The sequence below is a fragment of the Erwinia billingiae Eb661 genome, assembly GCF_000196615.1.
Taxonomy (GTDB): Bacteria; Pseudomonadota; Gammaproteobacteria; order Enterobacterales; family Enterobacteriaceae; genus Erwinia; species Erwinia billingiae.
On record NC_014306.1, the window covers coordinates 608570 to 632930 of the forward strand.

Genomic DNA, 24361 nt, shown 5'->3' on the forward strand with positions numbered 1-24361 from the left:
AGATACGGTCCGCCGCGGCACAGGTCAATCATAACTGGACATATTTAGAAATATTTACACAACCACGTCATCTGGCAGCTCATCCGCCGGGAAGACCACGCCGGTCTGGCGACGAATGTCGGTCAGCAGTTTCGCCGTGGTACGTGAGGTTTGCAGGCCCGGATGATTCACTTCGTTGCTCTCTACCAGCCGGGCGAAGGTCTCGGCTTCATACAGCATGGTATTGATATGCTGAGGATGGCTGAGGTCCTGCGAGCGGGCGCCGCGCGGCACAAAGCTGACGCGCTGGCATTCCGAAACGTGCTCAATAACCAGCGATCCCTCTTCGCCCTGGATCTCACTTGGCAGGCCAGACTGGCTGACTTTCGAGTGCAGAAGGGTAACGTCAAAATCGCCGTAATCCATCACCACCGTGCCGTGGGCATCCACGCCGCTGGCCAGCAGCGACGCATTCGCCGACACCTTATGCGGTTCACCCCACAGGCTGACCGCGGTCGCCAGGCAGTAATAACCGATGTCCATAATCGAGCCGTTCGACCAGGCCGGATTAAAGGTATTGGGATTCTCGCCGTCCAGATAGCGCTGATAGCGCGAGGAGTACTGGCAGTAGTTGATCACCGCTTTACGCAGCTTGCCCACTTTCGGCAGGGACGCTTGCAGGATCAGGAAATTGGGCAGGCTGGCGGTTTTAAAGGCTTCAAACAGCACTACCTGATTTTCTCGCGCGCAGGCGATCATCGTCTCGACTTCACGCAGGTTAGACGCCAGCGGCTTCTCACAAATCACATGCTTTTTATGCTGCAGGAAAAGCAGCGATTGCTGGCAGTGCAGGGCGTTCGGGCTGGCGATATACACCGCATCAATGTCGTCCGACTCGGCCATTTGCGCCAGCGAGGTAAACAGATGCTGCACGGGGTAATCGGTGCTGAAGGCCTGAGCCTGGTCCAGTGAACGGGAGTAAACGGCGGTGAGCTTCATTTTGCCGGTTTCATGCGCGGCATCGACAAACTGGCGGGTGATCCAGTTAGTCCCTACAACAGCGAAGCGGATCATGGCGTGTTTTGGTCTCCACACGTTTATGGCGGGAGTGGCGCAGCGCGTTTGCCCTGCCCACGGCGATAACCTTCAGAGTAGCATGTGAGTTCCCGCATGCCGTTTGATTTTTCCTGTATCCTCTTTCACCCTAAGAGGAAAGATTCTCCACCGGGGCACACTGAAAACATGACGACGGGCAGTAAACACGCACTGAACTGGACCAGCATTCTGGTCGCGATCCCGGTTGGCCTGGTGGCGACGCTGGTGACGCTGGGCTTTCGTCAGGCGATTGAGCTGATTAACTCGGTGGTGTTTGGCACCCGGCAGGATGTGACCCAGGCCATCGGCGTCTATCCGTGGTATCTCTGGCCGCTGGTGGTGGGTATCGGCGGGGTGATTGCCGGTTTTTTCCTGCGTTATGCCACGGCGATTGAACAGAAAGAGACGGTTCGCACCGATTATCTGGAAGTGATCAACGCCCGACTGGATGCCGTGCCGACCAAAACCTCGCTGTTCCGCGCGCTCTCCTCGATTGCCAGTATCAGCAGCGGCGCCTCGATTGGTAAAGAGGGGCCGATGGTGCAGCTTTCCGCGCTGAGCGGCAGCCTGATGGGCCGGCTGTGTTTCGCTAAGCTCGCGCTGCGCAACAGTGACATTGTGGCGATGGCCGCCGCCGCCGGGCTGTCGTCGGTTTACCATGCCCCGCTGGCCTCGGCGATTTTCGTGGCGGAGATTGCTTTTGGCATCTCGGCGCTGCAGCGCCTGATCCCGCTGATCATCTCCTCAGGCGTGGCGGTGCTGACCATGTGGACGCTGGGCTACCGTTCGGCGATTTATCCCTTCTCCCATGCGCAGTTTGATTTGACGGTCGGCAACATGCTGCTGACGGTGATCGTCGGCCTGGCGGCCGGTCTGGTGGGCTGGGCGATGATCTGGCTGATCAATCAGAGCAAGCAGCGCTTTGGCCGCATCAAAAACCTGCCGTTCCGGCTGGGATTAGGCGGCGTGCTGGTGGGCGTGATGGCGATTGCCAGCACCAATATTCTCGGCAACGGCTACGAAGTGATTGTCGAAATCATGGCCGGCAGCTTCGTGCTGAAAGGGCTGATTATCCTGCTGGCGCTGAAGATGATTGCCACGGCGGTGTCGGTCGGCTCTAACGCGGTGGGCGGCCTGTTCACGCCCTCGTTGCTGATTGGCGCGGTGCTGGGCGTGGTGATCGCCACACTGGCGAGCCTGGCCGGCTGGCCGGTCAGCAACACCGTGGTATTCGCAGCGGTGGGGATGGGCGCGGTACTGGCGTCGGTCAGTCAGGCACCCTTGATGGCGATGCTGATGGTGCTGGAAATGACCCTCAACAGCAGCCTGTTGTTCCCCACCATGATTGCCTGCGTGCTGGCATCAATGACCGTCTACCGTTTGCAGTCCAGCAGCACCTATCCGGTGATCAAAAACCACTTCAGCCGCTCCGATGCCAAGTTCGATTTTGATAACGGCATCATCTCGCAATTTATCGTTTCTGGCGCGGCGCTGAAGCCGGAAGATACCGTCGGCAAGGCGCTGGCGGTCAGCACGTTAAAACGCGAGCGTTTTGTCTATGTGATCGGTGATGTTGGGCAGTTTCTGGGCGCGGTATCGATTCACGATATTTCCAGAAAAGTGCTGGATAAAGAGATCACGCTGGACTCGCCGGTCAGCTGCGTGGTGGACGAGGCTTTCCCGTTTATCTACGAGAATCAGACCATTACCGAAGGCTGGGAAGCCTTTGCCCGCATCACGCTGGAGCGCCTGCCGGTGCTGAATAATCCGGTGGAAAGGAAATACCTCGGCGCGCTGACCAAAACCAGCCTGATCCAGAAAGCCAAAGACTTCCTGTAAGCAGGGGCGCCCGTGGCGGGAACCCCTTGCGGATTACAGGCCGTCGGCCGGGTATTCGACCTTCTCGCTCACAGTTCCTCCCGCACTTTCATCACCGCCGCCATCAGCTCCGCCACGCGGCGCGCATCGACCGGTTTCCACCACTGTCCGTCTTCCTTCAGCCACTGGCCGATAATCGCGCCATCGGCGGAGGCAAACAGCGCCGGCACCTGAGACGGTGACAGGCCAGAGCCGACAATCACCGGCAGATTGGTGCCGCTTCGCACCTCGTTGACCTCGGTGTCGCTGGTGGGGTTGCCGGTGCGGGTGCCGGTGGCGATCAGCACGTCGGCATCAAACCATTCGGCGTCGGTCGCCTGCTCGGGAATGCTGCGGTCGGCGGTAATGGCGTGGGCGCCAAACTTGACGTGAACATCGGCGAAAATGGCGACATCGCGCGCGTCGATCATCGCGCGATAGCGCATCGCTTCCGGGGCCGGGCCGTTGATAAAGCCTTCGTTAGCGATATAGGCATTGGCCCATTGATTGACGCGCACCCAGCGGGCACCGACCGCTTTGGCAATCGCCAGCGCCGGAATGGCACCGTTGGCGACACAGGTAATGCCGATGGGCGTATCAACGGCATTTCGTACCGCGAGGCAGGCGGCGGTTAACGCGGCCACCGTCTCCGGACCGATATTTTCCGGGCGCGCGAAGGGCAGGTCGCTGGCGTTTTCGACAATAATGCCGTCCACGCCGCCGCGTGACAGCGTCAGCGCATCGGCCACGGCGGCGTCATACACCTCTTTCATCGCCTGGCCGTTATAACGTGGCGCGCCGGGCAGCGGCTTCAGGTGGATCACGCCAATCACCGGTTTCTTCACCTGAAACAGCGTCTCCAGGGCATTACTCTTCTGCGGCAGAACTTGGGGTGCGGCCATATCACTCTCTCTGTAAACGTGCTTGATGGGGTCAGAAGGTCAGCGCAGGCTGGCCTGTTGAAAGGCAGCGAGCTGCTGCCGGTCAGGATAAGAGGGCTGAGCGCCAGCCCGTTCGCAGCTGTAGGTGGCGGCAAACACCGCTTCGGTCAGCGCCGCGTCGGGCGATTTTCCGGCCAGCAGGCAGGCGATAAACCAGCCGGCCAGGCAGTCGCCTGCGCCGGTGGTGTCCACCAGCGTTGGCGTCAGCGGGTAGCGTGCTTCGAGGTGATCCGTGTCGGTGGTGTAGCTGGCGCCTCTGGCACCCAGCGTGGAAACCACCGCGTTTACCCCAGCCGCCAGCAGCTGTTGCACCGGGTTGTCGCCCAGTTGCGCCAGCGCGCGCTGATTGCAGAACACCACTTCCGCACCCGCCAGCAGCGATTCGATCGAGGCAATGCCGTTGCTGAAGGTGGCGGGTTCCAGATCCAGCGACCATTTGCAGCCGCGCTGACGCGCCTGCTCAATCAGCGGCCACGCGCCTTCGCCATACACCGCGGTATGCACCCAGTCGATGCCGTCTAAGGAGAGGGATTGCACCCATTCAAGGGAGGGATAGAGCGACACGCCCGGCTCCAGCAGCAGTCGCTTCTCGCCGTGCGGTTCAATCAGCACGATGGCGCGGCAGGTGCGGCCAGGCATCTTGCGGCTGACGATCTCAATGCCCGCCTGCTGCAGGCTGATCAGCAGGGAGTCGGCAAACAGGTCATCGCCGGTTTCCACCGCCAGCACCGGGTTGCCGCCGGCCAGACGGCAGGCGAGGGCGGCGTTGCTGATCACCCCACCGGCAGATTCGTTATCAATACGCACGTGCAGCTTTTCATCGGGCTGCGGGATGTGGCCCAGCTGCAGGGTGGTGTCGAGGCTGATATCGCCAACAAATAAGGCCTTTCCCGTCGCCATCAGGTGCGCACCAGATCGATGGCGAAGGCATAGCGGTCGGCGCGGTAATGCACCACTGCATACTCCACCGGCTGCTGTTCTGCATCGTGACTGAGGCGGCGGGCGACCAGGCTGGCGGAGCCTTTCGCCACCTTCAGGCGTCGGGCCAGTTCCGAGCTGACCAGCGCGGCACCGATGGTTTCCTGCGCGCCGGTAATCCGGCAGTCGCAATGCTGTTCCAGCCAGTCATACAGCGAATGGCGGTCCAGCTTGTCGCTGCCCGGCGGCGCATGCAGGTCGAACAGGCCGGGTTTCAGCCAGCTGTAGGAGAGCGCCATCGGCTGGTTATCGGCATTGAGTAGGCGCGAGATGGCATAGGCCTTCTCATGTTCGCCCAGCCCCAGCGCGGCGGCGGCTTCTGCGGGCGGCGTCACCATGCGGGCGCTGAGGGTTTTATAGCTGGCGATAAAGCCGCGACGGCGCATATCTTCGGCAAAGCTCGACATCTGGCTCAGCGGCTGGATAACCTGCGGCGGCAAAACGATCGAGCCTTTTCCCGCCCGGCGGCTGATCAGCCCTTCCTGCTCAAGCTTATCCAGCGCTGCTCTGGCGGTGGTGCGGCTGACGCCAAACACCTGATTGAGGGCCGCTTCGGACGGCAACACGTCGCCCTGCTTAAAGCCGCCAAATTCGATTTCACGGCGAAGCCGCTCGGCGATTTGCCACCAGAGAGGTTGAGTACCGGCAACAAGCGCCTGTTGATCCCATTGCATAAACCCGATCCTGTCCGAGTGAAGTTGGCTCGATAATCAAATGACATGACAACCGTGTCAATACGCGGGGGAACGGGGAAAAACGAGAAGAATCAGGCACTTTTGTCGAACTGGTTGGTATGACATTTGCCGCTTTGTCACCAGTTAACAAGCAATTAGCAGCAGACATTCAGCGGCGCTGAATTTGGCGAATATCGGGCAAAAAACAGCCATACGGAATTTGTATGACGGCGCGCGCGATCGACCCTCGCGCGGCCATTTTTTGGCGTCTGTTAAGCCGGTTTGGAGTCCGCCAGCACGCGTCCAAGGAGGTCAAAAATCCGCTTATCCGCGCACTGGGAGACGTTAAAGCGCATAAAATCGCCCGCGTTTTGCAGCTGGCTAAAGGTATTGCCCGGCGCCAGCACCACCCCTTCCTGCAGGCAACGGCGCGAGACGGCGGCGGCATCGGTGCCGGTGGGCAGCTGGCACCATAAAAACATCCCGGCCTGCGGCACCAGCCAGGGGATGATCCCAAGGGGTTTGAGCTGCGCCACGGTGTCGGTCATCGCCTGCGCCAGCCGCAGCCGCACGGTTTCCATATGCCGCCGGTAGCCGCCGTCGGTCATCGCGGTCAGCAACAGTTCGGCCGCCATGCGACCGCCGCTAAAGTTGGTGGCGATTTTGAAATCGGTCAGGCTCTCAATCCAGTCGGCGCGGCCGGTGATAAACCCACAGCGCACCGATGCGGTAACCGTTTTTGAAAAGCTGCCGATAAAAATCACCCGCGACAGTCCGTCAAACGCGGCCAGTCGTGGCGCGGGCGTGACCTCCAGATCGGCAAAAATATCATCCTCGATAATCACCAGATTTGCCGCATCGGCCAGCTTCAGCAGCCGGTGCGCCGTGACCGGAGAAAGCGTGGCGCCGGTGGGGTTCTGGATACCGGAGTTGGTCAGATACAGCCTGGGCGCATGCTGCTGCAACGCCTGACTGAAGGCGGTGAGATCCGGGCCGGTGGCGGTATAAGGAATGCCGACGACGTTGACCCGATGCGCCTTCAGCAGCGCATGGAAATTGAAGTAGCAGGGATCGTCCACCAGCACGGTATCGCCCGGCTCCAACAGGAAGCGGCAAATCAGATCGACCGCCTGGGTGCCGGATTCGGTCAGCAGGATGCGGCTGGCTTCGGTCTCAACGCCTTCCAGCGCCAGCTTGCGCGCCAGAAACTGGCGCATCCCCGCATGGCCCAGCGGCGTGGCGTAATCGGTCAGCAGCGAGGCGTCCGATCTCGCCAGCGTGCGCATCGCCCGACGGATGCCTTCTTCAAACATCCACGAGGGCGGAAGCCAGCCGCAGCCGGGCTTCAGCATACTGTCATCGGCTTCCAGCGACTGACGAGACATCCACAGCGGATCGATATTTCTGTCGAGTCGCGGGCTGATTTGCGCCAGATCCAGCGGTGCCACCGGGCCACTGACGAAAAACCCGGCACCGGGCCTTGCCAGAATCACATTCTCCGCCGCCAACCGTTCATAGCCCTCCACCACGGTCGATACCGACACGCCCAGCGTCTTCGCCTGGGCGCGAACCGACGGCAGCCGCGAGCCGGGCAGATAATTTCGGGCGGCAATTTTGCTGCGCACGTCCTGCATCACCATCGCGATACGCGTGAGGTTTTCCGACATCGGGCACTCCAGACTGTAGGGGAAAGTGAACCAGTACAGTTCGTTTGAATTGTACTTGATTGTCTCTGGCCCGGCGGTTTATTTCAATGCTTCAATGCGGCTATCTGCAACAGGGAGAACGCGTGACATGAATCTGAAATCAAATGGCTGGATCAACGGTTTTATCGGCATGGTGATATTCGCCGGTTCGCTGCCGGCAACCCGCGCGGCGGTGGCCGATCTCGACCCGGTTTTCCTCACCTGTGCCCGCGCCACCATTGCCGGATTACTGGGGCTGGCGCTGCTGATGGCTTTCCGCCAGCGGCGGCCTGCAGGTCAGGATATCGCCTCGCTGGCGATCGCTGCGATGGGCGTGGTGGTGGGGTTCCCGCTGCTGACCGCGCTGGCGGTGCAGCATGTCTCTTCCGCCCATTCGATTGTGTTTCTCGGGCTGCTTCCGCTTTGTACCGCCACCTTTGCGGTGCTGCGCGGCGGCGAGCGTCCCCGTCCGGCGTTCTGGCTGTTCTCATTGCTTGGCAGCGCCGCCGTGGCGGGTTATGCGCTGATCGGCAGCGCGCAGGGATCGTTGCGTGGCGATATCTGCATGCTGGCGGCGGTGATTATCTGCGGTCTGGGCTATGCCGAAGGGGCGCGCTTATCACGCCGGCTCGGCGGCTGGCAGGTGATTTGCTGGGCGCTGGTGCTGTCGCTGCCGGTGATGCTGCCGGCGACATACCTGACGCGTCCCGATTCCTTTGCCAACGTTGGCCTGCCTGCGTGGCTCGGATTTGGTTACGTCTCGGTGTTCAGCATGCTGATTGGCTTTATCTTCTGGTATCGCGGCCTGTCGCAGGGTGGCATTGCGGCGGTCAGCCAGCTGCAGCTGTTTCAGCCCTTTATCGCGCTGGGCCTGGCCGCGCTGCTGCTGCACGAAACCGTCAGCTGGTCGATGCTGCTGGTGACCCTGGCCGCCATTGTCTGCGTGGCGGGCGCGAAGCGATTCGCGGTGTGACGGCCGGGCGCTATTCGCTGTCCCGTCCGCGCAGGGACTGCTCGGTCAGCCACAGGCGGGTATCGAACTCCAGCTGGTGGTATTCCGGCTCCATATGGCAGCAAAGCTGATAGAACGCCTTGTTGTGATCCTTCTCTTTGATGTGCGCCAGCTCGTGCACCACGATCATTCGCAGAAACGCTTCCGGTGCCTGTTTAAAAATGGTGGCGACGCGGATCTCCGCCTTGGCTTTCAGCTTGCCGCCCTGCACGCGCGAAATGGCGGTATGCAGACCGAGCGCGTGCTTCATCACTTTTATTTTGCTGTCGTAGATCACTTTGTTCAGCGGCGGCGCTTTGCGTAAGGTCTGGTTCTTTAAATCCAGCGCGTAATCGTACAGCGCTTTATCGCTGGTGATGCTGTGGCTGGTGGGATAGCGCTTCTGCAGCACTTCCCCCAGACGCTGCTGATCGATCAGCGTTCTGACCTGAGAAAGCAGGGATTCGGGGTAACCTTGCAGGTAAATAAGCGACGACATGCTGACTCCAGGAAAGAAAAAAGTTTACTGTTAGCCCGTTTTAGGGGATAAATCGCGGGAATTTTACCACGCCGGAGATCCCATGAGCCAACTCGAACTGAGCCACCGCACGCTGACGCTGCACCGTTTCCCCCAGACGCGCGAAGAGAGCCCGTTACAGGCCTGGGATGCTGCCGATGAATATTTGCTGCAACATATGGCCGATATTCAGACCAATGGCCCCGTTTTCCTGTTCAACGACACCTTTGGCACGCTGGCATGCGGACTGTACGGTGAAGAGCTTTACAGCATCAGCGACTCGGTGATGTGCGAGCTGGCCACGCGTCAGAACCTGAATGAAAACGCGATGGACGAAGGGGACGTGAAGTTTATCAACAGCCTCGCGCCGCTGACCATCACCCCTGCCGTGGTGCTGATCAAGATCCCTAAAACGCTGGCGCTATTAGAGCATCAGTTACGCTCACTGCGCAGCGTGGTCACGCCTGAAACGAAAATTATTGCCGCAGGCAAAGCGAAAGACATTCACACCTCCACGCTGAACCTGTTTGAACGCGTGCTGGGCGTCACCAAAACCTCGCTGGCGGTGAAAAAAGCGCGTCTGATCTTCTGTGAACCGACGCTGCCGGCGCTGGCCGATGCGCCAATGACCTCGATCTGGCCGCTGGACGACACGCAGTACGAAATCCACAACCATGCCAACGTGTTTTCCCGCAGCGGTCTGGATGTGGGCGCGCGCTTCTTTATGGCGAACCTGCCAGAAGGAATTGAAGGCGAGATTGCCGATTTGGGCTGCGGTAACGGCGTCATTGGCCTGACCGCGCTGGATCAGAACCCGGCTGCTGAAGTGCACTTTATCGATGAATCCTGGATGGCGGTCGCCTCCAGCGAGATGAACGTGGAAGTGAACCGCCCGGATGATCTGGATCGCTGCCACTTCTCGGTGAACCATTCACTGGCGGGCTTCCCGTCGAATACCTTCCATGCGGTGCTGTGCAATCCGCCGTTCCATCAGCAGAACACGCTGACCGACTACATTGCCTGGCAGATGATGCGTGATTCCTATCGCTGTCTGCAGGAAGGCGGCGAGCTGCGCGTGGTGGGTAACCGCCATCTGGACTACTACCGCAAAATGAAGAAGCTGTTTGGCAACTGCACCACCGTGGCCTCTAACCAGAAGTTCGTGATCCTGCGTTCGGTGAAGATGCGCTAGCGCTGTTGCGACAGACAAAAAAGGCGGCACCTGCAACGGGCCGCCTTTTTTTATGCGCTTAATCCTGCCTGCGGATCCACGAAAAACGCTGCTGATAGCCGTGATCGAAGTGGCTGTTGCGGCGGTAGCTGGCCTGCGCTTCCGCCATGCAGTAAGTGCATATTTCGCTCAGTTCAATCTGTGCTTCCGGCACCCCTTCACGCATCGCCATCCTCTTAGCCAGCAGCGGCAGATCAAACCACACTCCACCGGTGGTGCCTTTCGCCTGTGCGCGAACCGCATCGCGGTTAACCGGCTGCACGGTTGAGAAGGCGATCAGCCCGGCGAGATCATGAGGGTTCTCCTGCTGGATGCCCGCAATGCGTTCGTCACCCAGCTCATAGCAGCAGGGACAGATTGCCGGACCAATGGCCATCATCAGGCTGTCCGGCGTGGCGCCGCGTTCACACAGGCGTCGCAGGGTATTGATCAACACGCCGCCCAGCGCGCCGTTCAGTCCGGCATGGACGGCGGCAACCTGCTTGTGTCGGGTATCGGCAATCAGGATCGGCAGGCAGTCGGCGGTATACACCGCGACCGGCCGCGTGCCGGTGCCAATCAATCCGTCCGCCTGCTGGCTTTTGACCGGCAGCGCTTCGGTGTCCAGCACCACGTTGGGGCTGTGACGCTGATGGTTATAGATGCTCTCTTCCGGCGGACGCTCACCGGCGGGCAGAAAAGCGTGATCGAGCCAGCTCAGCGAAGAGAGCAGGGGAGAGCGATAGGGTTGCGGCATGTTCCAGTCCTTTACGTCATCAGCAGGCGAACAATCTCTTCACATTACGGGGGAGATGCTACATTTTTAAGGCGTTAATTCGAAAGCCTTTCTATCCCTTTATTCTGGCAGGAGATCACCACCCTTGAAAATGAAAACCACCACCACCTTAAGTGCCGCCGTGCTGATGGCGCTGGCGCTGTCTGGCTGTGCCCCTCACAAACAGGATGCTGCCAACCAGCTGAATCAGCAGTCGGTGATGGCGCTTAACTGGTTCCAGCAGTCGGGTGAGTATCAGGCGCTGGCGTACCAGGCGTTTAATTTTGCCACGCTGGCGTTTGATAAAGCCCCGTCGCTGACCGGCAAGCCGAAGGCGGTGATCGTCGATCTGGATGAAACGATGATCGATAACAGCGCCTACAGCGCCTGGCAGGTGAAGGCGAACCAGCCGTTTGCCGATAAGAGCTGGTCACAGTGGACCCAGGCAAAACAGGCCACCGCCGTACCGGGCGCGGTGAATTTTGCTAACTACGTTAACAGCCACGGCGGCACCATGTTCTATGTCTCCAACCGCGACAGTAAAGATGCGGCGGCCACGGCGGCAAACCTGACCCAGCTGGGCTTCACCGGGGTGAACGATAAAACCCTGCGCCTGAAGAGCGACAGCTCAAACAAGCAGGCGCGATTTGATGCGATCAAGGCGGAAGGCTTCGACGTGGTGCTGTATATCGGCGACAACCTTAACGACTACGGTGCCGCGACCTGGCATCAGGGCAACGCCCAGCGTCGTGCTTTTGTGAACCAGAACAACCGCCTGTTCGGCACGCAGTTCATTATTCTGCCTAACCCGCTGTACGGCGACTGGGAAAGCGGATTGGGCGAAGGCTATAACAAGCTGACGCCAGAGCAGAAGCTGCAAACCCGTGACGCCAACCTCAAGGCGTGGAGCGGTAAATAAGCCGCTGAACCGCCAGGCAGGATCGCCTCTGCCAGGCCCGTAAAACGCCGTCGTTTAGATCGACAGCGCCAGCTGGGTGCCCTGCGCAATCGCGCGGCGGGCATCCAGCTCCATCGCCACATCCGCTCCGCCAATAATATGCAGCGGCTTACCCAGGCGGGTGAGCGAGGCTTCCAGCTGACGGTTAGGCTCCTGACCGGCGCAAATCACCACGTTATCGACTGCCAGCAGCAGCGGCTCGCCATCGCGCAGAATATGCAGGCCGCGGTCATCAATCTTCAGATACTGCACGCCGCCCCACATTTTCACCGCCCGCATTTGCAGGCTGGCGCGATGGATCCAGCCGGTGGTTTTACCCAGTCCGGCCCCCGGTTTGCCCGGCTTGCGCTGCAATAACCAGATCTGCCGTTCCGCCGTCGGCAGCACCGGCGGCACCAGTCCGCCGGGCTGTTGCAGGGTGCGATCGATGCCCCATTCCTGGCAAAAGGCGGCAATATCCAGGCTGGTGGACGGCCCGTGTTGGCTGAGGTATTCGGCGGTATCGAAACCAATTCCGCCTGCGCCAATCAGCGCCACGCGCGGGCCGACCGGCTTTTTATCGCGCAACACGTCCAGATAGCTGAGCACGGAAGGGTGATCCAGGCCGGGGATGTCCGGCAGCCGCGGGGTAACGCCGGTCGCCAGCACGATCTCATCAAATTCGCTCAGTTGCTCAGCGCTGGCCGCTTCATTCAGCCTCAGAGTCACGCCGGTCAGCGCCAGCTGGCGACGGTAGTAACGCAGGGTTTCGCTGAACTCTTCTTTGCCAGGGATCTGCCGGGCAATATTGAACTGGCCGCCAACCTCAGCCGCGCGGTCAAACAGCGTCACCTGATGGCCACGCGCGGCGGCATTGACCGCAAACGCCAGCCCCGCCGGACCGGCGCCAATCACCGCCAGCCGTTTTACGTTCTGCGTCGGCGTAACCGGCATCTCGGTTTCATGGCAGGCGCGCGGATTCACCAGGCAGGAGGTGATACGTCCTGCGAAAATCTGATCCAGACAGGCCTGATTACAGCCGATACAGGTATTGATCCGGTCGCTGTGCCCGGCGCGGGCCTTGCTGACCCACTGCGCATCGGCGAGGAACGGCCGCGCCATCGAAATCATATCCGCACAGCCCTCATCCAGCAGGGCTTGCGCCACGTCAGGATGATTAATGCGGTTAGTGGCGATCAGCGGAATGCTCAGGTGCTGGCGAAGTTCCCGGGTGACCCAGCCAAACGCGCCGCGCGGCACCGAAGTGGCGATGGTGGGGATCCGCGCTTCGTGCCAGCCGATGCCGGTGTTGATCAGGCTGGCACCCGCGCGCTCAATGGCTTTCGCCAGCCGGATGCTCTGCGGCAGGGTGTTGCCCTGTTCGACCAAATCCAGCATCGACAGGCGGAAGATAATGATAAATTCCCGGCCCACCGCTTCCCGCACCGCCTTAACAATCTCCACCGCAAAGCGCATACGGCGGCTGTCATCACCGCCCCAGTCGTCCTGGCGCTGGTTGGTGCGTGCAGCCAGAAACTGGTTAATCAGATAGCCTTCCGATCCCATGATCTCCACGCCGTCATACCCGGCCTCTTTCGCCAGCGCGGCGCAGTGCGCAAAGTCGCCGATCAGCGCCAGAATATCGTCGCCATTAAGCTCATGCGGCTTAAACGGGTTAATTGGGGCCTGCAGCGGCGAAGGGGCAACCAGCGAAGGCTGATAGCTGTAGCGTCCGGCATGCAGAATTTGCAGCGCGATTTTGCCGCCGGCCTGATGCACCGCATCGGTGACCGGGCGATGATGCGCCAGCTGGTCCGGATGATTAAGCACCGACGCGCCGGCCATCACCACGCCTTCCGCCGACGGCGCAATGCCGCCGGTAACAATCAGCGCCACGCCCGCCGCCGCGCGCTCGGCATAGAAAGCGGCCAGACGGCGCGGTCCGTCCGGGTGCTCTTCCAGCCCGGTATGCATGGAGCCCATCAGCACGCGGTTCTTCAACTGGGTAAAACCCAAATCAAGCGGAGAGAACAAGGAAGTGTTCATAAGACCCTGAAAGTGAGTGGTCGGATGAGTGCTACTGTAGCGATGAAAAGCCCATTGTTAAAGTGTTGTTAACCGGAGTGTGATGTGCCGCCAGGTATTGCGCTTTTTCAGCGGCGTAGCACGAAAGAAGCAACTACACCTAATGCATCCTCTGACTCTTTTCTTCAAGGAATTAGCATGCCTGTAACCATCATAGCGGTTGGTGTGATCCTGCTTCTGGTGCTGATGATCGTCTTCAAAGTGAATGGCTTTATTGCGTTGGTGTTTGTCTCGGCGGTGGTCGGCGTGGCGGAAGGCATGACGCCGCTGGCGGTGGTGGCCTCGATCCAAAAAGGCATCGGCGGCACGCTGGGCAGCCTGGCGATGATCCTCGGGTTTGGTGCCATGCTCGGCAGGCTGGTGTCCGATACCGGCGCGGCGCAGCGGGTGGCCACCACGCTGATAGCCGCCTTCGGTAAAAAGCATCTGCAATGGGCGCTGGTGGTCACCGGGCTGATTGTCGGTCTGGCGATGTTTTATGAAGTGGGCTTCGTGCTGTTACTGCCGCTGGTGTTTACCATCGTGGCGGCGGCGCAGATGCCGCTGCTGTACGTCGGCGTGCCGATGGTCGCCGCCCTGTCGGTGACCCACTGCTTCCTGCCGCCGCACCCGGGCCCGACGGCGATCGCCACCATCTTTGGCGCCAATATCGGCACCACGCTGCTGTACGGGCTGATCATCACCATTCCGACGGTGATCGTCGCCGGGCCGATTTTCTCCCGTTTCCTGAAAAGCTTCGAGCGCGAACCGCCGGAAGGCCTGTTCAATCCGAAGATCTTTGAAGAACACGAAATGCCGGGCTTCTGGATCAGCATCTTTGCGGCGGTGATCCCGGTGATCCTGATGGCCATCGCCGCGATCTGCGAGCTGACCATGCCGAAAGAGAATGCGCTGCGTCAGTTCTTTGAATTTATTGGTAATCCGGCCGTGGCGCTGTTTATCTCGGTCGTGGTGGCGGTGCTGACGCTGGGCCTGCGCAACGGCCGTAAGATGGAAGAGGTGATGGAGATGTGCGGCAGCTCGATTGCCGCCATCGCCATGATTGTCTTTATCATCGCCGGCGGCGGGGCGTTCAAGCAGGTGCTGGTCGACAGCGGCGTTGGCAACTATATCGCTGACCTGATGAAAGGCTCGTCGCTGTCGCCGTTGCTGATGTGCTGGACCGTGGCGGCAATGCTGCGCGTGGCGCTGGGGTCGGCCACCGTGGCGGCGATCACCACCGCCGGGATCGTTACGCCGATTATCGCCATCACCCATACCGATCCTGCGCTGATGGTGCTGGCGGTGGGATCCGGCAGCGTGATCGCCTCGCACGTCAACGATCCGGGCTTCTGGCTGTTTAAGGGCTACTTCAATCTGACCGTGGTGGAAACGCTGAAAACCTGGACGGTGATGGAAACGCTGATCTCGTTCCTCGGCCTCGGCGGGGTGTTGATCCTCAACGCCATTATTCACTGATGATTCCCGCCCGATCTCCCCTCGGTGGGACGATCGGGCAGTAACCCCTAAGGCTTATCCCCCTGGCCATACACCGGCGGCGAGGCGAGTTTCGCTTCCTGCCGACGTTCAGCCACCTGCTTTGCCGTTACCGACGCAGCCGCCGGATTGCCGAACTCGCGGCTGACAAAGTTGGCGACGTCGGCCACCTGTTCATCGCTCAGCTCCGGCGCAAACGGCGGCATAAACACTTCGCCCTGGCTCATCTTGCGGTGGACGCCGTTCAGCACCACCGAAATCAGATTGCGGCTGTCCCACGCGCCGGTGGTGGTGTGGTGGCTGAGCGAAGGATAGGCGCCAAAGCCTGTACCCGATCCGCCGCCCGACGCACCGTGGCAGCTGGCACAGTTGCCGGCAAACACCACTGCGCCGGCGTTCTCACGGCGCCAGGCGTCTGAGCTTCCCCGCAGCTGGCTGACGGTGGCGGTGGGCTGCCCCCAGTCATCGCGAGGCCTGGTCTGCTTATCATCGCCAACCGGCTTCACGCTGCGCAGGTACAGCGCGATATCCTGCAGGTCACTGTCCGGCAGATATTGCAGGCTGTGCTCAACGGCTTCCGCCATCGGCCCGGAGGCGCTGGCGCGTCCGGCAACAAAGCCGGTTTTCAGGTAAGTGACCAGCTGCTTTTCGCTCCAGTCACCGATACCGGCGTTTTTATCCGGCGTGATGTTCCACGCCATCCAGCCGCCCAGATCGCCGCCGGACAGCGGGCTGCCATTATCCATGCCCTTGGTGATATTGCGCGGCGTATGGCAGGTGCCGCAGTGCGCCAGCGCTTCCACCAGATAGCGGCCGTTGTTCCACTGCGGGCTTTGCGCCGGATCGGGCTTAAGCGCGCCTTTGTCCAGGTTCAGCCATTTCCAGAAGCGCAGTCCCCAGCGCTGGTTGTACGGGAAGCCGAGCTGCGTTTCCGGCGAGGCGACATGCACGGCGGGCAAGGCGAGCAGGTACGCGCGGATCGCCAGCACATCTTCGCGGCGCATTTTGCTGAAGGCGTCGTACGGCATCGCCGGATAAAGCTGCTTGCCGCCTTTGCCAACGCCGTCGCGCACCGCCGCGACAAACTCGTCTTCGCTCCAGCTACCGATGCCGTACTCGGGATCGGAGGAAATATTGGTGCCGTAAATCTGCCCGAACGGCGTGCTGACCGCAAAGCCGCCGCCAAAGGGTTTGCCGTTGGTCGCCGTGTGGCAGGCCGAGCAGTCAGCCGCCGTCGCCAGGTATTTGCCGCGCGCGATCTGGGCCGGATCGGCATGGGCGGCAGCGCAGACCGCCGCAGTCAGGGAGAGTGCCAGCAGAGTGCGCTTCATGCGGTTGCCCCCAGGCTCTTCAGCACCGTATCGGCCATCCGCAGTGCCAGCGCGGTGCCGGTCAGCGTGGAGTTCACCGTCGAGGCCGACGGCATAATGCCGGTGCCGGCGATATACAGATTCGGGTGATCGTGGGTGCGACAGTCCGCATCCACCACCGAATCTGTCGGATCGCTGCCCATGATCATCGTGCCGGTAATATGCTGATTGTTATCGTAAACGCCGCGCTTGCTGTACACCGCCTCCGTGCCGCCCATCTCTGCCACCATCTTTTTAAAATCCTGCATCGACTGGTCATAGCCACGGTGAACGTAGTCCGGGAAGCGGTAATACACTTCCAGCCGGGGAATGCCCCAGGCATCCTTTTCGGTTTTGCTCAGCACCACGCGGTTTTCCGGTTCCGGCAGCATCTCCAGCAGGCATTTCAGCTGCACAAAACGTTCGGCCTGCCAGCGCAGCTTGTCGTTCAGTGCCCGGCCGTAGAAGCCCTGTTTCACCAGCCTTTCGGTGAGATAGCGCACCGGCGAGGTGTTCGCCAGATCGACACGCAACGCCGAACGATCCTTGCGGAAGTCACCATCACGCAGGTTGTTGATGCTGCCAGGCCGCATCGGCCCACGGCCAAACCACACCGGCTCGTCGGCATAAAATTCAACGGACGAACCCGGATGATCCATCAGGTTGCGGCCGACCATGCCGGAGCTGTTGGCGATGCCGTTGGGATAGCGATCGCTGGTGGAGAGCAGCAGCAGTTTCGGACTTTCAATGCCGTTGGCGGTCAGTACGAACTGCTTGCCGGTGACCCGATGGCTGGCTTTATTGCGGTCAAGGTAATGCACCGCCTGGATCACGCCTTGGTCGTCGGCCTCAATCTTGTAGACCACCGCGTTGGCGATGATTTTCACCCCGGCATCCAGCGCCTTCCGCGCCGAAATGCCGCCGTGATACTGCGCGTCAATCGGGCAGACCGGCATACAGTTGTTGTTGCCGCAGCAGGCCGGGCGACCATCGTAAGGAATGCTGTTGCGCGCCTGCGGGCCAATCCCCACGTCGTAGCCCAGCGGCGCCAGACGGGCTTTTAGCCGCTCAAAGCCGTAAGGCAGCGGAATGCCCGGCAGCGGATAGGGACGCGAGCGCGGCGAGTTGAGATCGTCATCGCCCGACACGCCCATCTGGGCTTCCGCATCGCAATAATAAGGTTCCAGATCGGCATAGCTCAGCGGCCAGTCGCGCCCGACGCCGTACAGCGTGTTGAGGCGGAAATCGTTGGGCAGCAGGCGAAATGCCTGACCCGCCCAGTGCCAGGTGGTGCCGCCGGTGCCGCGCAGGTATTGCGCGCGATAAGGATCCGGCCCTTTCTGGATCAGATAGTGATTATCCACCGGGATAAATTTGGGCTGCGGTGCCCAGGGTTCCGGCGGATAGGGTTCGGTGAAATCGCCCTTGAACGGCGAGTGACGGAAATACTCCACGGCCTGGTCCCGTTTGATTTCCGGGCCGGATTCCAGCATCAGCACCGAAACGCCCGCCTTGACCATTTTCAGGGCGGCCAGCGAACCGGCAATCCCGGCGCCAATCACCACCACATCTGCGCTTAAATTCTCAGCCATGTGCAATGCTCTCCTTGCCTGGCGGTTGCGTCCAGAAGTTGGCTTCACCCGGCGCATAGCTCGGAGGAAGCAACGAGGTCTGAACCACGCGATAACTGACGATATTCTCAAACGCCACGCATTCCGGCTTCTGGCGGTTCACCACGCCGAGATACCAGCCGGAAACCAGCGTCTGATAGAGTTCCTGCACCGCCGCCGGCTGGTCAGCCATCGCCGCCAGCAGCGCATCGCCCTGCAGCGCAGGCTGGCGATTAAGCAGGTCGCTCAGGCCGATCAGCTGGTTGTCCAATCCGTCGATCCGCTGATGCAGCCAGCTGTACAGGCGCTGCGCCAGCAGTGCATCAGGCCGATCCATGCCGGTCAGCGTTTGCGACAGCGAGACAAAATTTGCGGGCACCGTAATGGCCGACGCCAGCGGCGCACGGGCAAATGCGGGCAGCCACTGGCTCAACGCGCCAGCAACCAACAGGCCCGTCGAGCCGACTAACAGTCGGCGACGTGTAAGCGACATAAGGTGAAATCCTTTGCGGGTTGCGCCTAATTGAGCGCGGTAGCGGCCGACTCTGAGGCCTGATTATCCAGTTCCTGTTTGGGGGTGCTGACGCCAACCGCACCGACAATCTCACCGTGCAGGGTCAGCGGGAAGCCACCGCCAAGGGCGACCGCCTGCGGGATTGCCAGCACGGTGGTTTCGCCCTGTTGCAGGCGCTGCATAAACTTCAGCGACGGCGCGTGGTACAGCGCGGAGGTGCGGGCCTTGCCGATTGAGGCGTTCACGCAGCCCGGCGGCGCGTGATCAAAACGCTGGAAGGCGACCAGCAATCCACTGGCATCGACCACCGCCACACAGCCGGTGCTGTTGGCGGTAGCAAGACTGCCTTTGACGTGGTTGAGCACCTGGTTAGCCTGGGCGGCATTCAGGCCTGCGGCGGCGCAGGAACCTGCCGAGGCCAGCAGCAGGCTGGCGGCGAAAAATAACGGTTTCATATCAGTCCTTAACGTAAATCCGGTCCAGCGTGTGCTGCCAGACAAAGGGGGTAAGCTGTTGATAGTTGAGGTCACGTTGCGCCAGCGCATCGACCAGCCCTTGCTGTGTGGTGACGATGCCCTGGCTCATCGCCGGGACCACGTTGACGTCCTGCAGGGTTTGCACCACTTCGCGCATCTCTTCTGCCCGGCGCTGGCCATGCTCCGCCACCCGGCTAATCAGGTAATCCGGCAGAGCGCCATTCCAGCCCAGCGACGGGAAGCTGGCATGCAGCGAGTCCAGCACCGCCTGTTCCACACCGTACTGACGGGCGGCGCTCAGGCATTCGGTGGTCAGCGCTTCCAGCCCTTTGATCATCACGCTGCGGCACATTTTGATCGCGGAGGCTTCGCCCACGTCGCGGCTGCGGTACTGGCTGTTCATCCCCAGCGAGCGTAGCGTGACGTTCAGGGCTTCCGCCGTTTTGCCGCCAATCAGCAGCGGCGTTTTCAGCCCCGCCGGTGGCACCGGGGCCATCACCGCCACATCGATATAGTCCGCGCCACGGGCCTCAATCAGCTCGGCGGCCGCCAGTTTGGTGGCCGGTGCCACCGAGTTCAGGTCGAGGAAGGTCTGGCCGGGGTGCAGATCGGCGGCGGCGGCCATCGCCACGTTCAGCGCTTCAGAAGCGGTGACGGCCGAGAAGATCAGTGCGGCCCCGTCCAGCGCATCGCCCAGCGAGCGGGCCACGCGCACACCCGCGCCATCGGCTTTCTCCATCATCGCCGCGCGGCATTCGGCGCGATCGAACTTGCGGTCCCACACGGTGACTTCAGCCTGTTTCGCCAGCGCCGCGGCGAGGATCCCGCCCGCTTCACCAAAGCCAATAAAGGTCATTTTTGTCATTACAGCGTCTCCTGTGATGAGGAAAGCGGCCAGACGGACGCCGGGATCATCACCTCACCGGCAAAAATCAGTCTGGCGGTGCGCAGCAGTCCGGCGCCGGTCAGCTGAAGGCGATCATCGCGCTGCAACAGCACGCTAAATTCGCCGCCGGGATGCTCGACGCTCAGCCGCTGATCGCGTGCGGTGCCGACCCGGGCGAGGCCGTTGGCGACGCTGCCCGCCACCAGGCAGGCGCTGGCAACGCTCACCGCGCCCAGCACGCCAATCGAGGCGTGGCAACGGTGGGGAATAAAGGTGCGGCTGTTGATGGTGCCGCCCTGGCGTGGTTCCGACAGCAGCGTCATTTTCGGCACGGTGCGCTGGCTGACGTCGCCCAGATTCATTAACGGACCGGCCTGCAAACGGATGGATTCCAGCCGCTGCTTCAGTTCAGGATCGTTGTCCAGCTGCTCGCGGCTCTCGTAGCCGGTACGGCCCAGATCGGCGGCCCGCAACAGCACCACCGGCATGCCGTTATCGATGCAGGTCACTTCGATGCCGTCGAAAACATTGCGCGGCTGGCCGGTTGGCAGCAGCGAGCCACAGCTGGATCCGGCGATATCGCTGAAATTCAGCAGTACCTCCGCCGCCGTGCCCGGCACGCCGTCGATCTTCAGATCGCCGTCGTAGCAGACTTCGCCGTCTGGCGTGGCGATCTGCGCGACCGCAATCTGCCCGGTGTTCTGCATAAAGATCCGCACTTCGGTGAGCGGATCGCCGGCCTTAACCAGCCCGCGCTCAATGGCAAACGGACCGACCGCCGCCAGCACGTTGCCGCAGTTCTGGCCGTAATCGACGATGGCCTTGTCGACGTTGACCTGGGCAAACAGGTAATCGACATCGGCATCGGCGCGTTCGGATCGCCGGACGATCGCCACTTTGCTGGTCAGCGGATCGGCACCGCCCAGCCCGTCGATCTGGCGGCTGTCCGGCGATCCCATTAGCGCCAGCAGCACGCGATCGCGACGATCCGCGTCTGAAGGCAGATCGCTGGCCAGCAGGCAGGCGGCTTTTGAGGTTCCCCCGCGCATCAGCAGGCAGGGCAGGCGGCGCTGGCGCATATTAGGTCTCCAAATCGTCAAGGGTGTCCAGGTAGCGCAGGCCTTTCTCGGCCAGCCGTGGGCGCATCTGGTAGATGTCCAGACCCAGTTCGCCCGCCGCCATGCGCACGCGTTTACTCTCTTCCAGCGCTTCGCGCTTGCGGGCGCTTTCCGCCACCTGCGCCGCTTCGCCGCGCGCCACCACCACCACGCCATCGTCATCGGCGACAATCACATCGCCGGGATTGACCAGTTGCCCTGCGCAGATCACCGGCACGTTGACCGAGCCGAGCGTTTCTTTCACCGTGCCTTGCGCAAACACCGCGCGGGACCAGACCGCAAAGCCCATCTCACGCAGCGTGCGCGAGTCGCGAACGCCGTGATCGGCAATCAGGCCAATCACGCCGCGCGCCTTCAGCGAGGTGGCAAGCAGATCGCCGAAGAAGCCATCCACGCACGGGGAAGTCGGCACCGCCACCAGAATGTCGCCGGGTTGACACTGCTCAACCGCGACGTGAAACATCCAGTTATCGCCCGGTGCCAGCAGCACGGTGACGGCGCTGCCCGCCACCGATTTGTTCTGCTGAAGGGGACGGATGGTGTGATCCAGCAGCCCTTTGCGGCCCTGCGCTTCATGCACCGTTGCCACGCCGGATGTCGCCAGCGACGCGATATCAATGTTATCCGCGCGCGGGATATTACGCACGACAACGCCTTTTTGACCGATCGCACTCATGCCAGATCCTCCGTCACGCGGGGGAAGATGCTCTGATAGCCCTCGCCGTAAATGATGTCGCGGGCGGCGGTGATACCGACATTGCGTTTCGCCTGCACGCCACGCTGCTGGGCCACGCGGGTGTAGTACTCCCACAGGTGCTCCTGCCCGGCCATGCACTGGATTGCCGCGTACTTTTTGTCCCAGACGCGGGTGATATCCAGCAGCACGTCCGGCTTCCAGTTGCACTGCTCGGGCTGGTGCGGCTCAAAGCAGTACACCGGCGGTGCGGCAACGATCTTCTCGCCCGGACGGTAGCCTTCGGCCTGGGCGATAATTCGCGCTTCCTGCGCCAGATTAGTCGCCATCGGATGGTCGTAGTTGTAGGGATCCTGCAGGGAATGGGTCAGCACAAAGTGAGGCTGCACGCGGCGATAGACGTCCGCCAGGCGGAACAGCGTCTCTTTGTCCGCACGCAGCGGGTAGTCACCGAGATCGAAAAATTCGATGCTGGCACCGAGGATTTCGGCGGCGGCCTGCGCTTCCGTGCGGCGGGACGCTTTGACCTGCGCTTCGGTCATCGACGGCCCTTTACGCCACAGCTTGGCCGATTCGCCGCGCTCGCCAAATGACAGGCAGACGATATGCACCTGATAGCCCTGTTGCTGATGCAGCGCGATGGCGCCGCCGGCACGCCAGACGAAATCGGCAGAGTGAGCGCTGACCACCAGAGCGGTTTTCGGGGAAGTTAACTCAGTCATATTCGGGTTCCTTTGCGTTTTTTTTCATGCTGTCACGCAGGCGTATCCCCGGATAATTCATTTGATTGCAGTGGGTATGCGTTTTATTTATAGTTTGGCTTAGATCACAGGTTGAGAAGGAGCGGAAATGGCACAGGAAATCACCCGGCAGGAACTGACAAACCTGATGCAAATCAGGGCATTTAGTCAGGTTGTGGTTCAGGGAAGTGTCTCAAAGGCAGCCGATGAATTATTTCGTACCCAGTCGGCGATCACCCGCGCCATTCGCGATCTGGAACTCACTTTAGGCGTGCCGCTATTTGAGCGTCATGCGGGCGGTATGCGCCTGACCGACCTGGGAAAATGCATTCTGCCGCGCGCCGAACGGGCGATAGATGAGCTGCACGCCATCCCGTTATTGCTGAGCAAGCTGCAGGGCAAAGGCGGCAGGGCGGAGTCAGAACCGCTGTGGCTGTTCAACGTCCGTCGCCTGCAAATCTTCGTCAGGCTGTGCCAGACCCGGCATATGCAGTCGGTTGCTCAGCAGTTGGGGCTCAGCCAGCCGGCGGTCAGCGCCGCGCTCAAGGTGCTGGAAAACGGCGCGGGCATCGCACTGCTGGAACGCACGCCGCACGGGATGATCCCGTCGCTGGCGGGACGGGAAATCGAGCCGAACATTCGCCGTGCCCTCAACGAGCTGCGGCATATTCCGGCGGATATTGCCGCCCGCAAAGGGGTGCTGGAAGGGACGGTGCGCGTGGGGGCCTTACCGCTCGGCCGCACAAGACTGCTGCCGCAGGCGATCGTGCGGCTGACCGCGCGGTATCCGGGCATCAAGGTGGTTACCAGCGAAAGTGCCTGGGGCATGCTGACGTCTGAAATGCGATCCGGCGAGATCGACTTTATCTTTGGTGCGCTGCGTAACACCGAAGAGATCAACGATATCAGCAACGAACCGCTGTTTGCGGAAGAGATGGTGCTGGTGGCCCGACGCGATCACCCGCTGGCGCAGGCACCGGTCAGCACCCAGGCGCTGCGCGAGGCGCGTTGGGTGCTGCCGCGTTCCCATACGCCCGCCCGCAATCTGCTGGATAACTGCTTCCTGGCGATGGGCATTCCGACGCCGGACCCGGTGGTCGAGAGCGGCGATCTGGCGCTGGTGCGTGGCCTGCTGCGTGATTCCGATATGCTGGCCGCCGTCTCCGCGCACCAGCTGGAGTTTGAGCTGGCGTCCGAAGAGCTGGTGGTGCTGCCGATCGCCTTGCCGGATACCCGACGGGCGATTGGGCTGAGCTATCGCACCGGCAGCCTGCCGTCACCGGCGGCCGACGCGCTGATCGGCTTTCTGCGCGAGGTGTGCCACGGCAGCGAGCCGCACTTATAAAGAACGGGCCGCTTCAATCAACGCATAGCGGTAGCCACGAATGCCGTAACCACAAATCACGCCCTGCGCCACATCCGACAGGAACGAGTGATGGCGGAAGGCTTCGCGCTTGTGCACGTTGGTGATGTGCACTTCCCACAGCGGCAGAGCCACGCCGGTCACCGCGTCGCGGATCGCCACCGAGGTGTGCGTCCAGGCGGCCGGGTTAATCACCAGCGCATCGGCCTGCAAACGCGCCTGCTGGATCCAGTCGATCATTTCCCCTTCATGGTTGGTCTGGCGAAACTCAAGAGCGATATCCAGTTCGGCAGCGGTATCGCGGCAGAGCTTTTCCACCGTTTCGAGCGTGTCGGAGCCATAGGTTTCCGGCTCGCGGGTGCCCAGTAAATTCAGGTTCGGGCCATTCAGAACATAAATGGTTTTCATGCG

General features: G+C 61.3%; 23 protein-coding genes. 6 read left to right on the plus strand and 17 right to left on the minus strand.

The genetic code is table 11. The annotated features are described in order from the left end of the window. Positions 1-54: 54 nt before the first annotated feature. Positions 55-1053, minus strand: a complete 999-nt coding sequence (locus EBC_RS04150) for a Gfo/Idh/MocA family protein (RefSeq protein ID WP_013200552.1) — start codon at positions 1051-1053, stop codon at positions 55-57. 168 nt (positions 1054-1221) lie between these two features. On the opposite strand from EBC_RS04150, the gene EBC_RS04155 reads away from it, so the two are divergent. Then, positions 1222-2913 carry a chloride channel protein gene (locus tag EBC_RS04155; RefSeq protein WP_013200553.1) on the plus strand — a complete coding sequence of 564 codons (1692 nt, stop codon included), beginning with the start codon at positions 1222-1224 and terminating at the stop codon, positions 2911-2913. A gap of 68 nt (positions 2914-2981) precedes the next feature. Here the strand turns inward: EBC_RS04155 and EBC_RS04160 are convergent, their stop codons facing one another. From EBC_RS04160 to EBC_RS04175, 4 genes are all read right to left on the minus strand, one after another. Continuing rightward, the gene (locus EBC_RS04160; RefSeq protein ID WP_013200554.1) at positions 2982-3833 is read right to left on the minus strand and encodes a BtpA/SgcQ family protein; all 852 of its coding nucleotides are present in this window, start codon (positions 3831-3833) and stop codon (positions 2982-2984) included. Between the two features lie 39 nt (positions 3834-3872). After that, positions 3873-4772 (minus strand): carbohydrate kinase family protein, encoded by a 900-nt coding sequence (locus EBC_RS04165; RefSeq protein WP_013200555.1) that lies wholly within the window; start codon positions 4770-4772, stop codon positions 3873-3875. Continuing rightward, positions 4772-5524, minus strand: a complete 753-nt coding sequence (locus EBC_RS04170; RefSeq protein ID WP_013200556.1) for a GntR family transcriptional regulator — start codon at positions 5522-5524, stop codon at positions 4772-4774. The genes EBC_RS04165 and EBC_RS04170 overlap by 1 nt, the downstream gene beginning before the upstream one ends. 272 nt (positions 5525-5796) lie before the next feature. Further along, positions 5797-7191 (minus strand): aminotransferase-like domain-containing protein, encoded by a 1395-nt coding sequence (locus tag EBC_RS04175; RefSeq protein WP_013200557.1) that lies wholly within the window; start codon positions 7189-7191, stop codon positions 5797-5799. A 127-nt stretch (positions 7192-7318) separates the two neighbouring features. On the opposite strand from EBC_RS04175, the gene EBC_RS04180 reads away from it, so the two are divergent. Beyond that, positions 7319-8182, plus strand: coding sequence for a DMT family transporter (locus EBC_RS04180; protein ID WP_013200558.1), 864 nt, complete (start codon positions 7319-7321; stop codon positions 8180-8182). A gap of 10 nt (positions 8183-8192) precedes the next feature. On the opposite strand, the gene EBC_RS04185 is transcribed toward EBC_RS04180, so the two are convergent. Next, on the minus strand, positions 8193-8699 hold the full coding sequence (locus EBC_RS04185; RefSeq protein ID WP_013200559.1) for a M48 metallopeptidase family protein: 507 nt from the start codon (positions 8697-8699) through the stop codon (positions 8193-8195). An 82-nt stretch (positions 8700-8781) separates the two neighbouring features. Between EBC_RS04185 and rlmG the strand changes: the two genes are divergently transcribed. Beyond that, positions 8782-9909, plus strand: a complete 1128-nt coding sequence (gene rlmG, locus EBC_RS04190) for a 23S rRNA (guanine(1835)-N(2))-methyltransferase RlmG (RefSeq protein WP_013200560.1) — start codon at positions 8782-8784, stop codon at positions 9907-9909. A 58-nt stretch (positions 9910-9967) separates the two neighbouring features. On the opposite strand, the gene EBC_RS04195 is transcribed toward rlmG, so the two are convergent. Next, positions 9968-10684: a polyphenol oxidase family protein gene (locus EBC_RS04195; RefSeq protein ID WP_013200561.1), complete on the minus strand. Its 717-nt coding sequence runs from the start codon at positions 10682-10684 to the stop codon at positions 9968-9970. A gap of 130 nt (positions 10685-10814) precedes the next feature. Between EBC_RS04195 and EBC_RS04200 the strand changes: the two genes are divergently transcribed. Then, positions 10815-11621 carry a 5'-nucleotidase, lipoprotein e(P4) family gene (locus tag EBC_RS04200; RefSeq protein WP_041691881.1) on the plus strand — a complete coding sequence of 269 codons (807 nt, stop codon included), beginning with the start codon at positions 10815-10817 and terminating at the stop codon, positions 11619-11621. Between the two features lie 54 nt (positions 11622-11675). Here the strand turns inward: EBC_RS04200 and EBC_RS04205 are convergent, their stop codons facing one another. Then, entirely contained in the window at positions 11676-13685 is a 2010-nt protein-coding gene (locus EBC_RS04205; RefSeq protein ID WP_013200563.1) for an NADPH-dependent 2,4-dienoyl-CoA reductase, read from the minus strand. A gap of 177 nt (positions 13686-13862) precedes the next feature. Between EBC_RS04205 and EBC_RS04210 the strand changes: the two genes are divergently transcribed. Continuing rightward, a complete protein-coding gene (locus EBC_RS04210; protein ID WP_013200564.1) occupies positions 13863-15182 on the plus strand; it encodes a gluconate:H+ symporter in 1320 nt (439 codons plus the stop codon). Between the two features lie 47 nt (positions 15183-15229). On the opposite strand, the gene EBC_RS04215 is transcribed toward EBC_RS04210, so the two are convergent. The 8 genes from EBC_RS04215 to galB are packed head-to-tail and all read right to left on the minus strand — an operon-like array spanning position 15230 to position 22569. Next, entirely contained in the window at positions 15230-16531 is a 1302-nt protein-coding gene (locus EBC_RS04215) for a cytochrome c (protein WP_013200565.1), read from the minus strand. After that, positions 16528-18141, minus strand: a complete 1614-nt coding sequence (locus tag EBC_RS04220; RefSeq protein WP_013200566.1) for a GMC family oxidoreductase — start codon at positions 18139-18141, stop codon at positions 16528-16530. Before EBC_RS04220 ends, EBC_RS04215 begins: the two co-directional genes overlap by 4 nt. Further along, a complete protein-coding gene (locus EBC_RS04225) occupies positions 18134-18652 on the minus strand; it encodes a sugar dehydrogenase complex small subunit (protein ID WP_013200567.1) in 519 nt (172 codons plus the stop codon). Before EBC_RS04225 ends, EBC_RS04220 begins: the two co-directional genes overlap by 8 nt. Positions 18653-18678: 26 nt before the next feature. Further along, positions 18679-19128, minus strand: a complete 450-nt coding sequence (locus EBC_RS04230) for a GlcG/HbpS family heme-binding protein (RefSeq protein ID WP_013200568.1) — start codon at positions 19126-19128, stop codon at positions 18679-18681. A gap of 1 nt (position 19129) precedes the next feature. After that, positions 19130-20014, minus strand: coding sequence for an NAD(P)-dependent oxidoreductase (locus tag EBC_RS04235; RefSeq protein WP_013200569.1), 885 nt, complete (start codon positions 20012-20014; stop codon positions 19130-19132). Then, a complete protein-coding gene (locus EBC_RS04240) occupies positions 20014-21114 on the minus strand; it encodes a 4-oxalomesaconate tautomerase (RefSeq protein ID WP_013200570.1) in 1101 nt (366 codons plus the stop codon). Before EBC_RS04240 ends, EBC_RS04235 begins: the two co-directional genes overlap by 1 nt. Before the next feature lies 1 nt (position 21115). After that, entirely contained in the window at positions 21116-21829 is a 714-nt protein-coding gene (locus EBC_RS04245) for a 4-carboxy-4-hydroxy-2-oxoadipate aldolase/oxaloacetate decarboxylase (RefSeq protein WP_013200571.1), read from the minus strand. Then, positions 21826-22569 (minus strand): 4-oxalmesaconate hydratase, encoded by a 744-nt coding sequence (gene galB, locus EBC_RS04250; RefSeq protein ID WP_013200572.1) that lies wholly within the window; start codon positions 22567-22569, stop codon positions 21826-21828. The genes EBC_RS04245 and galB overlap by 4 nt, the downstream gene beginning before the upstream one ends. Before the next feature lie 127 nt (positions 22570-22696). Here galB and EBC_RS04255 point away from each other — a divergent pair, with 127 nt between their 5' ends. Next, positions 22697-23932, plus strand: a complete 1236-nt coding sequence (locus EBC_RS04255; protein ID WP_013200573.1) for a LysR family transcriptional regulator — start codon at positions 22697-22699, stop codon at positions 23930-23932. On the opposite strand, the gene aroQ is transcribed toward EBC_RS04255, so the two are convergent. Continuing rightward, positions 23927-24358, minus strand: coding sequence for a type II 3-dehydroquinate dehydratase (gene aroQ, locus EBC_RS04260; RefSeq protein ID WP_013200574.1), 432 nt, complete (start codon positions 24356-24358; stop codon positions 23927-23929). The two genes, EBC_RS04255 and aroQ, sit on opposite strands and share 6 nt — an antisense overlap. Between the last annotated feature and the right edge of the window lie 3 nt (positions 24359-24361).

What these genes read in the sequence shown, in the direction of transcription:
- EBC_RS04240 (WP_013200570.1), bottom strand. Translation starts at nt 21,114, where the DNA reads ATGCGCCAGCGCCGCCTGCCCTGCCTGCTGATGCGCGGGGGAACCTCA.
- EBC_RS04180 (WP_013200558.1), top strand. Translation starts at nt 7,319, where the DNA reads ATGAATCTGAAATCAAATGGCTGGATCAACGGTTTTATCGGCATGGTG.
- EBC_RS04225 (WP_013200567.1), bottom strand. Translation starts at nt 18,652, where the DNA reads ATGTCGCTTACACGTCGCCGACTGTTAGTCGGCTCGACGGGCCTGTTG.
- EBC_RS04165 (WP_013200555.1), bottom strand. Translation starts at nt 4,772, where the DNA reads ATGGCGACGGGAAAGGCCTTATTTGTTGGCGATATCAGCCTCGACACC.
- EBC_RS04230 (WP_013200568.1), bottom strand. Translation starts at nt 19,128, where the DNA reads ATGAAACCGTTATTTTTCGCCGCCAGCCTGCTGCTGGCCTCGGCAGGT.
- galB (WP_013200572.1), bottom strand. Translation starts at nt 22,569, where the DNA reads ATGACTGAGTTAACTTCCCCGAAAACCGCTCTGGTGGTCAGCGCTCAC.
- EBC_RS04210 (WP_013200564.1), top strand. Translation starts at nt 13,863, where the DNA reads ATGCCTGTAACCATCATAGCGGTTGGTGTGATCCTGCTTCTGGTGCTG.
- EBC_RS04200 (WP_041691881.1), top strand. Translation starts at nt 10,815, where the DNA reads ATGAAAACCACCACCACCTTAAGTGCCGCCGTGCTGATGGCGCTGGCG.
- EBC_RS04205 (WP_013200563.1), bottom strand. Translation starts at nt 13,685, where the DNA reads ATGAACACTTCCTTGTTCTCTCCGCTTGATTTGGGTTTTACCCAGTTG.
- EBC_RS04220 (WP_013200566.1), bottom strand. Translation starts at nt 18,141, where the DNA reads ATGGCTGAGAATTTAAGCGCAGATGTGGTGGTGATTGGCGCCGGGATT.
- EBC_RS04195 (WP_013200561.1), bottom strand. Translation starts at nt 10,684, where the DNA reads ATGCCGCAACCCTATCGCTCTCCCCTGCTCTCTTCGCTGAGCTGGCTC.
- EBC_RS04155 (WP_013200553.1), top strand. Translation starts at nt 1,222, where the DNA reads ATGACGACGGGCAGTAAACACGCACTGAACTGGACCAGCATTCTGGTC.
- EBC_RS04160 (WP_013200554.1), bottom strand. Translation starts at nt 3,833, where the DNA reads ATGGCCGCACCCCAAGTTCTGCCGCAGAAGAGTAATGCCCTGGAGACG.
- EBC_RS04255 (WP_013200573.1), top strand. Translation starts at nt 22,697, where the DNA reads ATGGCACAGGAAATCACCCGGCAGGAACTGACAAACCTGATGCAAATC.
- EBC_RS04150 (WP_013200552.1), bottom strand. Translation starts at nt 1,053, where the DNA reads ATGATCCGCTTCGCTGTTGTAGGGACTAACTGGATCACCCGCCAGTTT.
- EBC_RS04235 (WP_013200569.1), bottom strand. Translation starts at nt 20,014, where the DNA reads ATGACAAAAATGACCTTTATTGGCTTTGGTGAAGCGGGCGGGATCCTC.
- rlmG (WP_013200560.1), top strand. Translation starts at nt 8,782, where the DNA reads ATGAGCCAACTCGAACTGAGCCACCGCACGCTGACGCTGCACCGTTTC.
- EBC_RS04170 (WP_013200556.1), bottom strand. Translation starts at nt 5,524, where the DNA reads ATGCAATGGGATCAACAGGCGCTTGTTGCCGGTACTCAACCTCTCTGG.
- aroQ (WP_013200574.1), bottom strand. Translation starts at nt 24,358, where the DNA reads ATGAAAACCATTTATGTTCTGAATGGCCCGAACCTGAATTTACTGGGC.
- EBC_RS04185 (WP_013200559.1), bottom strand. Translation starts at nt 8,699, where the DNA reads ATGTCGTCGCTTATTTACCTGCAAGGTTACCCCGAATCCCTGCTTTCT.
- EBC_RS04175 (WP_013200557.1), bottom strand. Translation starts at nt 7,191, where the DNA reads ATGTCGGAAAACCTCACGCGTATCGCGATGGTGATGCAGGACGTGCGC.
- EBC_RS04215 (WP_013200565.1), bottom strand. Translation starts at nt 16,531, where the DNA reads ATGAAGCGCACTCTGCTGGCACTCTCCCTGACTGCGGCGGTCTGCGCT.
- EBC_RS04245 (WP_013200571.1), bottom strand. Translation starts at nt 21,829, where the DNA reads ATGAGTGCGATCGGTCAAAAAGGCGTTGTCGTGCGTAATATCCCGCGC.